This window comes from Vibrio sp. G-C-1 (assembly GCF_021728015.1).
GTDB classification, from domain to species: Bacteria; Pseudomonadota; Gammaproteobacteria; order Enterobacterales; family Vibrionaceae; genus Vibrio; species Vibrio splendidus.
In genome coordinates, this window is sequence record NZ_JAKKCR010000024.1 from 1 (window position 1) to 14,470 (window position 14,470).

Below are 14,470 nucleotides of genomic sequence, written 5' to 3' on the forward strand. Positions count from 1 at the left end.
TTGTATTGGTCACTCAGTTCATTGAAATCAAGTTTGTTACCGAAGTAACTGCCATTCCTAAGAATGACGTTTTGATATTCATCAACGAGTGCCCACACAGATTGATAGGTTTAAATTGTTAAAGAGCTTCACTTGTTGAGCGTTCCTTTTAAGCAAGGAGCCTCTCGAAGTGGACGGCCATTCTAGCGAATTAACATTCAGTGTCAAACACTTTTTGAAAATTAATTTTTTGTCGCTTTCCGTCTGACTGATTGTTGCTGAAGCCTTGTGGCGTCTGCCGTCTCAGTGGTGTCGCATTATAGGGAACCCACTCAGCTTAGCAACTACTTTTTCATAAAAAATGAATAAATAGGGGTTAACTGCCTAATAGTTCACCTAAACAGAAAAAAGAGAACATTTCTGCTCTCTTTTCGTTCAAAATCCAAAAGAATTCTTAGATAAATGCGTAAGCATCTGCGTACATATGGTCACGCTTTGCTTCTTTATTCTGAGTAAACATGTCTCTTGCAGCGCCTGCCATTTCGAAACGACCCGCAATGTAGATATCGAAATCAGCTAATGATTCGAAACTTTGCGTGATTGCTTCTAATACATTACCCGTTTGGCCGTGCCAAACTTCAGGTGCTTCTTCTACTACTGGTACAAAATGCACATTGCTGTGTTTTGCTGCAATGTCGACAAGCTCTTCTTTCGCATACAGCTGACACTCATCTTTTGCACCCCAGTATAGATGAATCTCTTTTTTACTGTTCTGCGCGATGCAGTGATCGAGAATAGAGCGCACGTAGCTAAAGCCAGTACCACCAGCAATTAGTAACAGAGGACGATCGCTTTCTTCTTTAACCCACGCATCACCGTGCGGAGCATCAATAGCTATATCGCCATCTTCAGCTTGCGCTTTCTTCATTGCCTCAACGACTTCTGAAGCGTAAGCATTGTGCTCAGCTGCACCAATGTGTAACTCAAGCTCGCCTTCATGGCGACAAGGGCTGCTTGCAATCGAAAATGGACGCTTATCTTTCTCGCCCATTTCAACCATCAGATATTGGCCCGCTTTAAAAGCGACCGGTGTTTCTGGGTGAAGTAGGATTTGGTAAGTATTACAAGCCAAAGGCTCGATAGACTTCACTTTACATTTAATAGTCATGTTCTTCCTCTTACTAACCCTTAATCGGCAAAGGTTAGAACTAAATTACTTTCTGCAAATGCTTGGCAAGCAAAAATCCAGCCTTGTTGCTGCTCTTTCTCTGTGAGCATGGGTTCAAGATGGTAACTCACTTGCCCTTCTAATTTTCTGCACATACACATCGCGCATGCGCCGACTTGGCAACGGTTTGGGAAATAGATATCGCTGTTGAGCGCAGCATCCAAGACCGTTTGCCCTTTTTCTACGGTAAAACTGATGTTTTCTGGGTATAAGACTACTTGGTAGCTCATGAAATTCCTAGCTGTTCCCAGATGCTATCAATCTTTTTAACGACATCAGGATCTTTTGTGATTGGAACACCCCACTCACGCAGGCATTCGCCTTCCCACTTATTGGTCGCATCTAGACCCATTTTTGAGTGTCCTGTTTCATTCTGTAGGAACAACGTATCTCTAGCCGGATCCATTCTTGTGGTCACCGCCCAAATAATGTCATTCCAATCACTCACGTTGACATCGCCATCACACACGATAACAAACTTGTTCTCATCAAATTGAGACCAAACCGCTTCCATGATTTTCTTACCATTACCGGCAGCTTGCTTATCAATAGACACCACAACCATGCTGGCATTGTCGTTTTGCAGGTGAATATCAATAATTTCAGGTTGAGTCTTGGTTAACTCAGCTAAGCTGCCCTCTATATGTTCACTATTTACAGGTGCTGATTCGATATCTGGCGATAGTGCTAACTCGGCATCCCACTTCTTAGTGATGTCTAAGCCCATCTTAGAGCCTAACCCAACCACAGGTGATGCAAAATCCAATGAATCGATTGGCGTGTGCTCTATCATCAAGCTATCACGTGACGGATCCATATGTTCACACATAGAAGCGGTCACTTGAGACCAGTCTCGTGCATTCACATCTTCATCGCACACCAATACAAACTTGGTGTACATGAATTGGCGTAAGAAAGACCATACACCCATCATCACTCGCTTAGCGTGACCTGGGTATTGCTTCTTCATGGTTACTACTGCCATTCGGTATGAACAACCTTCAGGTGGTAGATAGAAATCTTCAATCTCTGGGAACTGCTTTTGAAGAATAGGAACAAACACTTCATTTAACGCAACACCCAATACCGCAGGCTCATCAGGTGGACGGCCAGTATAGGTGCTGTGATAGATAGGGTTTTCGCGCATGGTTACATGAGTAACAGTGAACACATGGTGCTTTTCTTTCTCGTTGTAGTAACCAGTATGATCTCCGTAAGGCCCTTCGTCCGCGAACTCATTCGGGTCGATGTAACCTTCCATCACGATTTCCGCACTTGCAGGAACGTCTAAATCATTGCTGATTGATTTAACAACCTCAGTTTTACTACCACGTAGTAAACCTGCAAATGCGTATTCCGATAAAGTATCCGGCACTGGCGTAACCGCACCAAGAATGGTGGCTGGATCTGCTCCAAACGCTACAGAGACTGGGAATGGTTTGCCTGGGTTAGTTTCCATCCAATCACGCAGATCAAGCGCTCCACCACGGTGGGCTAACCAACGCATAATGACTTTATTCTTGCCGATTTTTTGCTGGCGATAGATGCCTAAGTTTTGGCGTTTCTTATTAGGACCGCGAGTAACCGTTAATCCCCATGTTAGCAATGGCGCGACATCGTCGGCCCAACAGCTCATCACGGGGATTTTATCTAGGTCGACGTCATCACCCTGCCATATCACTTGTTGGCATGCCGCTTTACGAAGACGTTTAGCTGGCATATTTAAGACCTGCTTAAACACCGGCAGTTTATCAAGAGCATCTTTAAAGCCTTTTGGTGGCTCAGGTTCCTTTAGGTAAGCTAACAACTTACCCACTTCACGCAGTTCTTTCACTTCCTGACGACCCATACCAATAGCCACACGATTAGGTGTACCAAATAGATTGGTTAAAACAGGCATGTCATAGCCTATTGGATTTTCAAATAAAAGAGCCGGGCCACCAGCACGTAGAGTACGGTCGCTAATCTCGGTCATTTCATAGTCTGGATCGACTGGGTGAGAAATGCGTTTCAACTGACCAATACTTTCAAGATGGTCGATAAAATCACGTAAATCTTTAAAACTCATAGGACTTCTACATGCTGATTATTCTGCGCTCAGTATATCAAAAAGGGTGACGCTGAGATCCCCCTTTTTAGTGTGGTTATTGAGAGACAAAATCCACTTTACGGTAATGCTTGCTCGATCAAAGAGCTCTTCACCTGAGGGTTATCATTGACAAGATCTTGCAACCATCGCGTATGACCTTGTTTGGCTAATTCACGGGCGACTAATGGCGCTTCATCGGCAATCGCCATCCTAGAGACAAGAAACTCCTTCACCTCTTCTGATAGCGGGTTAACCTTGGTAAGCAAAGTAATCGCTTCATCTTTCAAACGAGGGTTCTTAGTCGCAGCCATTACTTGTTCAAGTGCGAACGCTTGTTTGGTTTCAGCAAGGCGGACTAGCTCAGCTTGGCTATGATAATCGGCCTTCATTCGCCATAGAATCTTGTAGACCTCTGGGTCTTCGCTCACTTGCGCTAATCGAACCACCACCTCAGTAGAAGGTAGCCAGCTAACAATCGAGGAGGCCGTGAGTTGCTTAGTCAGATAATCAACCGCTTCAGGAGACAAACTGTCTAGCTCTCTGATTAACAATGCTTCTCGTGTTTGAACTTGATGCTCAGATCCAGATAACCACTCTTTTAGGTCGAGTTCTTGTTTCTCTGCATCTAACACAAACACCAGCGTCTTCTGGTCTTGGCGCCACTGTTTGATGAGCCGGTTGGCAATCGAAGGGTAATTAAAGGCAGGTACCGTAAACTCATAACCATCTCCACGCTCTAAAACTTGGTAAGTTGGCGTGATAGCGAGTTGCTGCTCAATGAAGATAGACATCTTGGGGGTGAGGACAATTTTTTGCTGTTCGAGCTTCTTCAAGAGTTGGTAACGAGCCACTTCTTGTTGGGGAAATGTCAGACGCTCAAGCGCGAAGCGCAGCGAATTAACTTCGTCACGTACGACAAATTCGAGTAATTCAGCAGTTTTCAGTTTTACTTGATCATTCTCAAGCCAAGACTCTACTGTAATTGGAGACATCTCGGTGGCATAGCTCATACCGACCGGGGAAAGTAACAGTGAAGTAGACAGGAGTAATGATGACAACAGTCCATGTTGCATTTTAACTTCCTTTTAACACTTTTGCTCATTCTGCAAGCTGTCGCTATAAAATGCAAATAAAAAGCGCCACCCGAAGGCAGCGCTTTTTAATAACTATCAGCTAATCAAGACTACTGACGACGCATTGCGTCAAAGAACTCATCGTTCGTTTTAGTCATTGCTAACTTATCGATAAGGAATTCCATTGCATCAGTTTCGCCCATAGGGTGAACAATCTTACGCAGGATCCACATCTTCTGTAGTTCATCGCTCTTAGTAAGAAGCTCTTCACGACGAGTACCAGAGCGGTTGAAATCAATCGCTGGGAATACGCGCTTTTCAGCAATCTTACGGTTAAGGTGCAGTTCCATGTTACCTGTACCTTTGAATTCTTCGTAGATTACTTCATCCATCTTAGAACCAGTATCAACCAGTGCAGTTGCGATGATAGTTAAGCTACCGCCTTCTTCTACGTTACGTGCCGCACCGAAGAAACGCTTTGGACGATGTAGAGCATTCGCATCAACACCACCAGTAAGAACTTTACCTGATGAAGGAATAACAGTGTTGTAAGCACGAGCTAGACGAGTGATTGAGTCCAGTAGGATAACCACATCTTTCTTGTGTTCAACAAGACGCTTCGCCTTCTCGATTACCATTTCTGCTACTTGTACGTGGCGAGATGCTGGCTCATCGAAAGTCGATGCGATTACTTCGCCTTTAACTAGGCGCTGCATTTCTGTTACTTCTTCTGGACGCTCATCGATAAGTAGAACCATTAGTTCACACTCAGGATGGTTGCGTGCAATGCTTTGTGCAATATTTTGCAGAAGCATTGTTTTACCTGCTTTAGGCGGAGCAACAATCAGACCACGCTGGCCTTTACCTATAGGTGAAGCAAGGTCAAGAATTCGAGCTGTGATATCTTCAGTCGCACCATTACCCGCTTCCATCACCATACGTTCGTTGGCGTGAAGAGGAGTCAGGTTTTCAAAAAGGATTTTGTTACGAGCGTTGTCTGGCTTGTCGTAGTTAACCGTGTTTACTTTAAGCAGTGCAAAGTAACGTTCGCCATCTTTAGGTGGACGGATTTTACCGCCAATCGAGTCACCGGTGCGAAGGTTAAAACGACGAATCTGGCTTGGTGATACGTAAATATCATCTGGCCCAGCAAGGTACGAACTGTCGCCGCTACGCAGGAAACCAAAACCGTCTTGAAGAATTTCTAGAACACCATCACCAAAGATGTCTTCACCACTTTTTGCATGCGCTTTAAGGATGGAGAAGATAATGTCTTGTTTTCTTAGGCGAGCTTGATTTTCAAGACCTAGGCTTTCGCTAAGTTTAACAAGTTCAGACACAGGTCTGTTCTTCAGTTCAGTAAGATTCATAGTGGTGGAAGTTTGTTTAGTCAAAATAGGATCTGTTTTCTTAAGTTAAGAAGGAGTTGGTCACAGGATCGACCAAGAAGAGAAATTCGTTCAATTAACGTGCGATAAATTAGCACTAAAACTAAGACTAGTCCATAGCTTAGAAAAAACAAAACCGCGCATTTGTTAACTGCGCGGTTTCTTTTCAAAGGCTCACCTAATTAAAGGTTAGCGTCTAGGAACTCTTTAAGTTGAGTTTTAGACAATGCACCAACTTTAGTTGCTGCTACGCCGCCATCTTTGAAAAGAAGCAGCGTTGGAATGCCACGAATACCAAATTTTGGTGGAGTTCCAGCATTTTGGTCGATATTTAATTTACCGATTGTGAGCTTGCCTTCGTACTCGTTTGCGATTTCATCAAGAATCGGCGCAATCATTTTACATGGACCACACCATTCTGCCCAAAAATCAACAAGAACAGGGCCTGCAGCATTGATTACATCGTTATCAAAACCGTCATCAGTTAGCTGCAAAATCTTATCACTCATCTTCCACTCCAATGTATTTTTTAGAACTGGTTGGATGATAACCAGTAAATAGATGCCCTATTGGAATGTATTTACTTTCGTATTGCAAGCTTAAGCTGATATTCTATAGCAATGAAAAAGACGCATATCACAGAGCAAAAGTTCGCCGACTTGGATTTACTTCCTCAAGTCATTGAAGGATTGGAGAAAAAAGGGTTCGATTATTGTACCCCTATCCAAGCCTTGGCGCTCCCGGTACTGCTCACCGGCCAAGACATTGCAGGCCAGGCCCAAACGGGTACTGGTAAAACGCTTGCGTTTCTAACTGCTACTTTTAACCACCTGCTAAAAACACCTGAGCATGAAGGGCGTAAGCCTAACCAGCCACGTGCAATTATTATGGCACCAACGCGTGAACTCGCGATTCAGATCTACAACGATGCTGACTCTCTGGTTGAAAGCACGGGTATCAAAGCAGCACTCGCTTACGGTGGCGAAAGCTACGACAAGCAACTAGGTAAAATCGAAGAAGGCGCAGATATCTTAATTGGTACGACTGGCCGCATCATCGATTTCTACAAGCAAAAGGTATTTAACCTTAACCACATTCAAGCGGTTGTGCTTGATGAAGCCGATCGTATGTTTGATCTGGGCTTTATTAAAGACATTCGCTTCTTGTTCCGCCGTATGCCTGAGCCAAAAGATCGCCTGAACATGCTGTTCTCTGCGACGCTGTCTTACCGCGTACAAGAGCTAGCGTTCGAGCACATGCACAACCCAGAGCACGTGGTTGTTGAGCCTGAGCGTAAAACAGGTCACCGCATTCAAGAAGAGCTGTTCTACCCTTCTAACGAACATAAGATGGCTCTTCTGCAAACGTTAATCGAAGAAGAATGGCCAGATCGCGCAATCATCTTCGCTAACACGAAGCACAAATGTGAATCAGTTTGGGGCCACTTGGCTGCCGATGGTCACCGTGTAGGCCTGCTAACTGGCGATGTTCCTCAGAAGAAACGTGAAAAAATTCTTGAGCAGTTCACCAAAGGTGATGTTGACCTTCTTGTCGCAACCGATGTTGCAGCACGTGGCCTACACATTCCTCAAGTAACACACGTATTCAACTTTGACCTGCCAGACGATTGCGAAGATTACGTTCACCGTATCGGTCGTACAGGTCGTGCTGGTGAAAGCGGTCACTCGATCAGCTTTGCTTGTGAAGATTACGCAATCAACTTGCCACCAATCGAAGAATACATTGAGCATGCTATCCCAATGTCTGACTACGATGCTTCTGCACTATTAGAAGATCTGCCAGCACCGATGCGCTTACGTACACGTAACCCGCAACAACGCCGCTCAAACAACAATGGCCCACGCAACGGTAACCGTAAACCAAACCAGAACCGTCGCCCACGCCAACCGCGTCATAACAAGGAAGCTTAGTCGCTTATGAGTCAAACAGTGTCACCCCCGCTTTATGCTGCAATCGACCTCGGGTCGAACAGTTTTCATATGCTCGTTGTGCGTCACATCGATGGCAGCGTACAAACTATGGCTAAGATTAAGCGTAAAGTGCGTTTAGCAGCAGGCTTAAATGAAAATAATGCGCTTAGTACAGAAGCTATGCAGCGCGGTTGGGACTGTTTGAGTCTCTTTGCAGAGCGACTGCAAGATATTCCGAAAGAAAATATCCGCATTGTGGGTACAGCGACCCTACGTACCGCTATCAATGTGGATATATTTCTAGAGAAAGCGAACCAGATCCTTGGTTACGACATCAATGTTATCTCTGGTGAAGAAGAAGCTGCGACTATCTATAAAGGCGTAGCACACACTTCTGGTGGCAGCGGCCGCCGACTGGTCGTTGATATTGGTGGCGCAAGCACCGAAATGATCATAGGTGAAGGCTTCTCAGCGAAAGCACTAACTAGCCTGAAGATGGGCTGTGTTACCTGGCTTGAGCGCCACTTTAAAGATCGCCAATTAACCGCAACCAACTTTAACAATGCCATTGAAGCGGCTAAGTCTACGTTGGCTCCTATCCTAGATAGCTACACTGATATCGGATGGGATGTGTGTGTTGGTGCCAGTGGTACCGTTCAAGCACTGCAAGAAATCATGTTGGCGCAAGGCATGGATGAAGTCATTACTCATGCCAAGCTTAAGCGTTTACAGAAACAAGCTATGATTACCGAGCGCTTGGAAGAGCTAGAAATAGAAGGATTGACCCTAGAGCGTGCATTAGTGTTCCCAAGTGGCCTTTCTATTCTTATCGCTATTTTTGAGCTACTTGAAATAGATTCAATGACACTCGCAGGCGGCGCACTCCGTGAAGGCCTAGCCTACGAGATGGTGGATGAACTTCGCCAAGAAGATATTCGTGCGCGTACCATCAAGAGCGTGCAATCACGTTACCAAATGGACGTAAGCTACGGTGAACAAGTTGCTGTCGTCGCACAAACTCTGTTAGAGCAAGCGGGCGCCGAAGAGTGGGTTTCAGAACCTCAAGCTGGCGTGCTATTGCAAACCGCAGCTAAGCTTCATGAGATTGGTTTAACCATCGATTTCAAAAAAGGCGGCGAGCACAGCGCTTACCTACTGCAGAACTTAGACCTGCCAGGCTTTACTCGAGCGCAAAAGCACTACTTGGGTGAGTTAACACGTCGCTACCGTGAACAGTTAACCTCATTGCCAGAGCAACATGCAATCTCAGGCACCAGCAGCAAGCGTATTTTACGAATTCTGCGTTTAGCTATTTTGCTGACCCACCGTCGCAATCCAGCGCTAGAGCCTGAGTTTAAGCTTGCAACCGATGGTAACAACCTGACCTTAACGCTTTCTAAGCAATGGCTAGCAGACAACCCGCTGACCGCTGCTGAGCTAGAGATCGAGTCGAATAGACAAACCGATATTGGCTGGCCATTGAATATTGAATGCCTCTGATATTAATATCTGACGCTAGAAATTAAAAAAGCCCAAGTTAGTAGACTAACTTGGGCTTTTTCTTATCGCTGCATTAATGCTTTGTGTTACAAATCTCAAACTTAAGCGTTAACACCTGTCGCTTTAAAATCAGGGTTCACTGCGGTTAACTTCTTAACCACGTAATTAAGAAGCACACCGTACATAGGCACGAACAAACCTAAGCTGATGATAAGCTTGAATCCGTAGTCGACCAACGCAATCTCAGTCCAGTGCTCAGCCATGAATGGATCTGGGCTTTGGTAGAAGGCAATCGCAAAGAACGCGATGGTATCAATGGCATTACCAAAAAGTGTCGAACACGTTGGCGCAACCCACCATTGCTTCATTTGGCGTAAGCGGTTGAACACATGCACATCCAAGATCTGACCGAGCAAATAAGCCATGAAGCTTGCCGCTGCGATGCGTGCAACAAACAGGTTGAACTCGCCTAGTTGGCTAAAGCCTTGGAATGAACCTTCAAAGAACACCACAGACAATAAATAAGAAACGGCCAGTGCAGGCAACATCACTAAGAAAATGATTTTACGAGCAAGCTGCGCGCCAAAAATGCGTACTGTGAGGTCGGTCGCTAGGAAGATAAACGGGAAAGTGAAAGCACCCCAAGTGGTGTGCATACCGAAGACGGTAAAAGGTAGCTGAACCAAATAGTTGCTTGACGCAATAATGATCAAATGGAACAAAACTAATAGTGCTAGGGCTTTGCGCTGTTGCGCAGGGGTAAAGTTACTCATGCTGTACCTTTTTAGTTTGGTTTGGGGGTGAGGGAACCCAAATCGAGTCATTTCTTCGAATAATCCAAGAAAGCTCTTACCAATAATGTGAATTAAAAATGTTTCTATAATTTGCTCTATTGAGCGGCGGGCGATTATACATTAATCAATATTAGCTGCAACGGTGAGAACAGACGCAATCGTTTATCCTCACTTTTATTGGTGAATGACGCTAGAATCTCTGTTTTTTAAAGCTATGTTTTTAGAAGCTATGCTAAACGTTAGAAACCATGCTTGAAGTTAGAAGCCGTGCTAAAAGTTAGAAGCCGCGCTTGAAAAGCGTCGCGAGATAATCGAACTCTTCTCGGCTTTCTTCAGCGTTTAGCGACTCAAACCAGATTGATTCACTGTAATGCTCAGACTTTAAAAACATTCGACAATCTTCAAAATCAATCAACCAAGAGTGCATATCGGCGTCCCATTGTTTTTCAACAACAGACGCTGACAGTAACGCCACCAGCTTTTCACCTAACACTTCGTAAGAATCAAAATCAAAACTTGGAGACGTAATCAATAAACGTCCTTCCTCAGCCAAATACTCTCTTAAGCCAAATTCTGTTGGTGTTGTCATGTCCCTATCAACCTTATTCTTTTTCTATGAGCTAATGGTTTTTATAAGCTAAACACTTCTGAAAACTAGCAATTAGCCGTGTGTAGTGATGTGTTCTTGAATCAAATCTAAGAATGGATCAGCGTACTTATCCAGTTTGCGTTGACCAACGCCATTCACTGCCAGCATCTCGCCATAAGATGTGGGTAGGATTTCAGCCATATCAATCAGCGTCGCGTCACTGAATACCACATAAGGTGGTAAGCCATCTTCATCTGCAATCGACTTACGCAGCTTTCGCAGTTTCGCAAACAGCTTCTTATCGTAGTTCTTACTGCTCAGCTTGTCGGACTTCGCATTACGCACCGCGGTATCTAAACGAGGAACAGCCAACTCCAAAGACATCTCACCACGCAGTAACGGGCGGGCTTCTTCTGTTAACTGTAATGTCGAGTTACGAGTGATGTTTTGGAACAACAAACCTTTGTGAATCAGCTGACGGAAGATACTGATCCAGTAATCGTGGCTGTGATCGCGGCCAATACCGTAAGTAGACAACTTATCGTGACCATTATCGCGCACACGGATGTTCTGCATGCCACGCATCACTTCCACCACGTAGCCCATACCAAACGACTGATTGACACGGTACACACAAGACAATGCCTTCTGCGCTTCTTTAGTCGCATCAAAATGCTTAGGTGGATCGAGGCAGATATCGCAGTTGCCACATTGCTTCTCGCGATATTCGCCAAAATAGTTCAATAGAACCTGACGACGACAGGTTTGCGCTTCGGCAAAGGCACTCATCGCGTTCAGCTTGTGCATCTCAACTTGTTTCTGTGGGCCTTCTTCTTTCTCATCCAGCATGCGACGAAGCCAACCCATATCAGCCGGGTCAAACAGCATCATCGCTTCAGCAGGTAAACCATCACGACCCGCACGGCCAGTCTCTTGATAGTAAGATTCGATATTGCGTGGAATATCAAAGTGCACCACAAAGCGCACGTTGGGTTTATTGATACCCATACCGAAGGCCACAGTCGCTACCACGATCTGAATATCATCACGTTGGAAAGCTTCTTGAACGTAAGCACGTTCGTCGGTATCCATGCCAGCATGGTAACCCGCAGCGCGAATACCGTTATTGCACAGCTTCTCGGTCACCATCTCCACTTTCTTGCGACTACCACAGTAGATGATGCCGCAATTGCCTTTCTGTGTTTCTAGGTAGCGAACCACCTGTGACACGGGCTTATGCTTCTCAACCAAGTTGTAACGAATATTAGGGCGATCGAAGCTACCTAAATGCGTATGCGGATCCACCAACTGCAAACGCGAGATAATATCTTTGCGCGTCGCATCATCAGCGGTTGCCGTTAGCGCCATATAAGGCACATGCGGAAAATACTGTTTAAGCTGGCCTAATGATGCATATTCAGGGCGGAAATCGTGTCCCCACTGAGAGATACAGTGCGCTTCATCGACCGCAATCATCGAAAGCGGTAAGCCTTGTAGACGCTCGATAAAGTCACGCATCAACACACGCTCTGGCGAGACATACACCATTTTCAACTGACCTGAGTTCATACGATTAAAGACCGAGATCAGATTCTCACGCGGCATTGACGAGTTAATGCACTCTGCCGCGACGCCGTTAGCTTTCAGCTGATCAACCTGGTCTTTCATCAACGAAATCAGCGGTGAGATAACCAGAGTCAGCCCTTCACGAACCAAAGCCGGGATTTGGTAACACAGAGATTTACCGCCACCGGTTGGCATAATCACCAAGCTGTCTTTGCCCTCAACGGCCAAATCAATGACCTCTTGCTGACCATCGCGAAAGCTTTGATAGCCGAACACATCTTGCAAGATGGTTTGCGCATCATTCGCGGGAGTTGGTATTTGCTCAGCAATCAGAGTGGCGGTCATTATGGTTCCTAATCGAGGTATGAAATCAGCAAGCATCTTCGGCAAGCAAGTCGCACATTGTAGAGGGGAACGCTGGCGAATTAAACCGCAAATTGTTAGGTGAAAAGGGTTATCGCTCCTATACTGACCAACTCTCTTATAAATCTTATTAATAAGCACTCAGTGCTAGAGAAAGATGCATGACACAGGAAGAACAACAACGTACGCGCCAGGGAGTTTTGCTTGCCGTCGGCGCCTACACCATGTGGGGGATCGCCCCTATATATTTCAAATCTTTAAGTGACGTATCCCCGTTAGAGATCCTTAGCCACCGTGTAGTATGGTCCTTTTTCCTACTCGCTTTCTTACTGCACATTGGCCGCAGCTGGCGTAAAGTCCGCGACATCCTGACCTCGAAACCAAAAATGCTCTATTTGGTGGCGACGTCTATTTTGGTGGGCGCTAACTGGCTTATTTTTATTTGGGCGGTGAATTCCAATCACATGCTTGATGCCAGCTTGGGGTATTACATCAACCCACTGATTAACGTGTTGCTCGGGATGCTCTTCCTCGGCGAACGCTTACGTAAGCTGCAATGGTTTGCAGTGGCTCTTGCTGCGATTGGCGTATTAATCCAATTAATTGCCTTCGGTTCAGTGCCGATCGTCGCCATTGCCCTAGCCTTTAGCTTTGGTTTTTATGGTTTACTGCGTAAAAAGGTGAGCTTAGAAGCGCAAACCGGTTTGTTCATTGAGACTCTGGTTATGTTGCCTCTCGCAGCAACGTACCTACTGTTTATTGCTGATAGTCCAACCTCGGACTTCTCAATGAACCCAATGCAACTTAATCTATTACTGGTTGCGGCTGGTGTTATTACCACCATTCCACTGCTGTGCTTTACTGGTGCCGCAACACGCTTGAAGCTATCGACCCTCGGCTTCTTCCAGTACATTGGACCAAGCTTAATGTTCTTGTTAGCGGTGCTGATTTATGGCGAAGCGTTTACCAGTGACAAAGCGATTACCTTCGCCTTTATTTGGGGAGCGTTGGTGATATTCAGCTTTGACGGTCTGCGTAACAACAGAAAGAACAAACGCGCTAAGCAGTAACACTGATCGTTTTTTACAAGACAATCCCTTAATACGAAGATAAGCTTGGTTGAATTGATGACTATTTGACCAAGCTTTTTTGTACCATGGATAAAGTCCACTATTACTCTACCCCAACAGAAGATATCAGCCTGATCCAAGCTCAATACCAAGAGTTTGCTTTTCAGCGCCACTATCATTTGGACTTTCATATTGGTTTAATTACCCAAGGACAGCAGAAATTCGTCTATAAAGGGACGAGCCATAATGTTGGTGCTGGCCAAGTTGTTATCATGCCACCCGATGAGCTGCATGATGGGCACTCCAAACTCGATTCGGGTTATCAAGTCAGTGTGTTTGCCGTGTCTCCCCAATGGTTTCAAGATCTTGCCGATCCCAAGAAGAATGGTCACACATTAGGCTTTTCTGAGTTGATCCTCTCCGATCAAGCTGCATTTTCACAATTACGCAACTTACACGGCCTATTAATCCATCAAAACATCAGCCAGCTCGCTCAAGATTGCTTACCTTTCGAAGGGTTCTCGACGATTGTCGATCGTTATGCGAAATTTGGATCGAAGAGTGACATCAAACTGGGTAATCAATCGATTGATACACTCAAAGACTACTTGATGGCGAACTTGGATCAACCAGTGCGATTAGAACAATTGTCTGAGTTGTGTGGTTTAACCACGACTCAATTCCAACGCCATTTTAAAAACAGAATGGGCATTACGCCTTATGCATGGCTGAGCCGTTTACGTATGGAACAGAGCATGCGTCTGATTAAGTCTGGGATATGTGGTACCAAGGTCGCGCACCAAGTAGGCTTCTATGACCAAGCACACTTCTCTAAGGCTTTCAAAACCACGTTCGGTGTACCACCCTCACAAATCAACTAAGTGTTGATAATTTACAATT

Annotated in this window: 13 protein-coding genes; 4 read left to right on the top strand and 9 right to left on the bottom strand. The window is 45.3% G+C overall.

Translation table 11 applies throughout. From position 1 onward, the window contains the following. Positions 1 to 433 precede the first annotated feature (433 nt). The 6 genes from fre to trxA form a co-directional block, all read right to left on the bottom strand. The gene (gene fre, locus L3V36_RS22930; RefSeq protein WP_017095446.1) at positions 434 to 1,147 is read right to left on the bottom strand and encodes an NAD(P)H-flavin reductase; all 714 of its coding nucleotides are present in this window, start codon (positions 1,145 to 1,147) and stop codon (positions 434 to 436) included. Between the two features lie 20 nt (positions 1,148 to 1,167). After that, on the bottom strand, positions 1,168 to 1,437 hold the full coding sequence (locus L3V36_RS22935; RefSeq protein WP_017081534.1) for a 2Fe-2S iron-sulfur cluster-binding protein: 270 nt from the start codon (positions 1,435 to 1,437) through the stop codon (positions 1,168 to 1,170). Then, entirely contained in the window at positions 1,434 to 3,275 is a 1,842-nt protein-coding gene (gene ubiD, locus L3V36_RS22940) for a 4-hydroxy-3-polyprenylbenzoate decarboxylase (RefSeq protein ID WP_017095447.1), read from the bottom strand. Before ubiD ends, L3V36_RS22935 begins: the two co-directional genes overlap by 4 nt. Positions 3,276 to 3,373: 98 nt before the next feature. After that, positions 3,374 to 4,369, bottom strand: a complete 996-nt coding sequence (locus L3V36_RS22945) for a hypothetical protein (protein ID WP_004736631.1) — start codon at positions 4,367 to 4,369, stop codon at positions 3,374 to 3,376. 110 nt (positions 4,370 to 4,479) lie between these two features. Then, positions 4,480 to 5,739 carry a transcription termination factor Rho gene (rho, locus tag L3V36_RS22950; protein ID WP_029222011.1) on the bottom strand — a complete coding sequence of 420 codons (1,260 nt, stop codon included), beginning with the start codon at positions 5,737 to 5,739 and terminating at the stop codon, positions 4,480 to 4,482. 200 nt (positions 5,740 to 5,939) lie between these two features. Then, positions 5,940 to 6,266 carry a thioredoxin TrxA gene (trxA, locus tag L3V36_RS22955; RefSeq protein WP_004736635.1) on the bottom strand — a complete coding sequence of 109 codons (327 nt, stop codon included), beginning with the start codon at positions 6,264 to 6,266 and terminating at the stop codon, positions 5,940 to 5,942. A 111-nt stretch (positions 6,267 to 6,377) separates the two neighbouring features. Here trxA and rhlB point away from each other — a divergent pair, with 111 nt between their 5' ends. After that, entirely contained in the window at positions 6,378 to 7,688 is a 1,311-nt protein-coding gene (gene rhlB, locus L3V36_RS22960; protein ID WP_004736636.1) for an ATP-dependent RNA helicase RhlB, read from the top strand. A gap of 6 nt (positions 7,689 to 7,694) precedes the next feature. Continuing rightward, positions 7,695 to 9,188, top strand: a complete 1,494-nt coding sequence (gene gppA / locus L3V36_RS22965) for a guanosine-5'-triphosphate,3'-diphosphate diphosphatase (protein ID WP_017081537.1) — start codon at positions 7,695 to 7,697, stop codon at positions 9,186 to 9,188. 101 nt (positions 9,189 to 9,289) lie between these two features. Here gppA and L3V36_RS22970 read toward each other — a convergent pair whose 3' ends face one another. The 3 genes from L3V36_RS22970 to recQ form a co-directional block, all read right to left on the bottom strand. After that, complete coding sequence (locus L3V36_RS22970; RefSeq protein ID WP_009848193.1) at positions 9,290 to 9,961, bottom strand: 7-cyano-7-deazaguanine/7-aminomethyl-7-deazaguanine transporter; 672 nt, start codon at positions 9,959 to 9,961, stop codon at positions 9,290 to 9,292. A gap of 298 nt (positions 9,962 to 10,259) precedes the next feature. Next, positions 10,260 to 10,571, bottom strand: a complete 312-nt coding sequence (locus L3V36_RS22975; protein ID WP_009848192.1) for a DUF3630 family protein — start codon at positions 10,569 to 10,571, stop codon at positions 10,260 to 10,262. Positions 10,572 to 10,643: 72 nt separating this feature from the next. Next, positions 10,644 to 12,482 carry an ATP-dependent DNA helicase RecQ gene (gene recQ / locus L3V36_RS22980; RefSeq protein WP_004736641.1) on the bottom strand — a complete coding sequence of 613 codons (1,839 nt, stop codon included), beginning with the start codon at positions 12,480 to 12,482 and terminating at the stop codon, positions 10,644 to 10,646. Between the two features lie 179 nt (positions 12,483 to 12,661). Here recQ and rarD point away from each other — a divergent pair, with 179 nt between their 5' ends. Then, on the top strand, positions 12,662 to 13,570 hold the full coding sequence (gene rarD, locus L3V36_RS22985) for an EamA family transporter RarD (RefSeq protein WP_102576333.1): 909 nt from the start codon (positions 12,662 to 12,664) through the stop codon (positions 13,568 to 13,570). 86 nt (positions 13,571 to 13,656) lie between these two features. Next, a complete protein-coding gene (locus tag L3V36_RS22990) occupies positions 13,657 to 14,451 on the top strand; it encodes an AraC family transcriptional regulator (RefSeq protein ID WP_017077762.1) in 795 nt (264 codons plus the stop codon). Positions 14,452 to 14,470 lie beyond the last annotated feature (19 nt).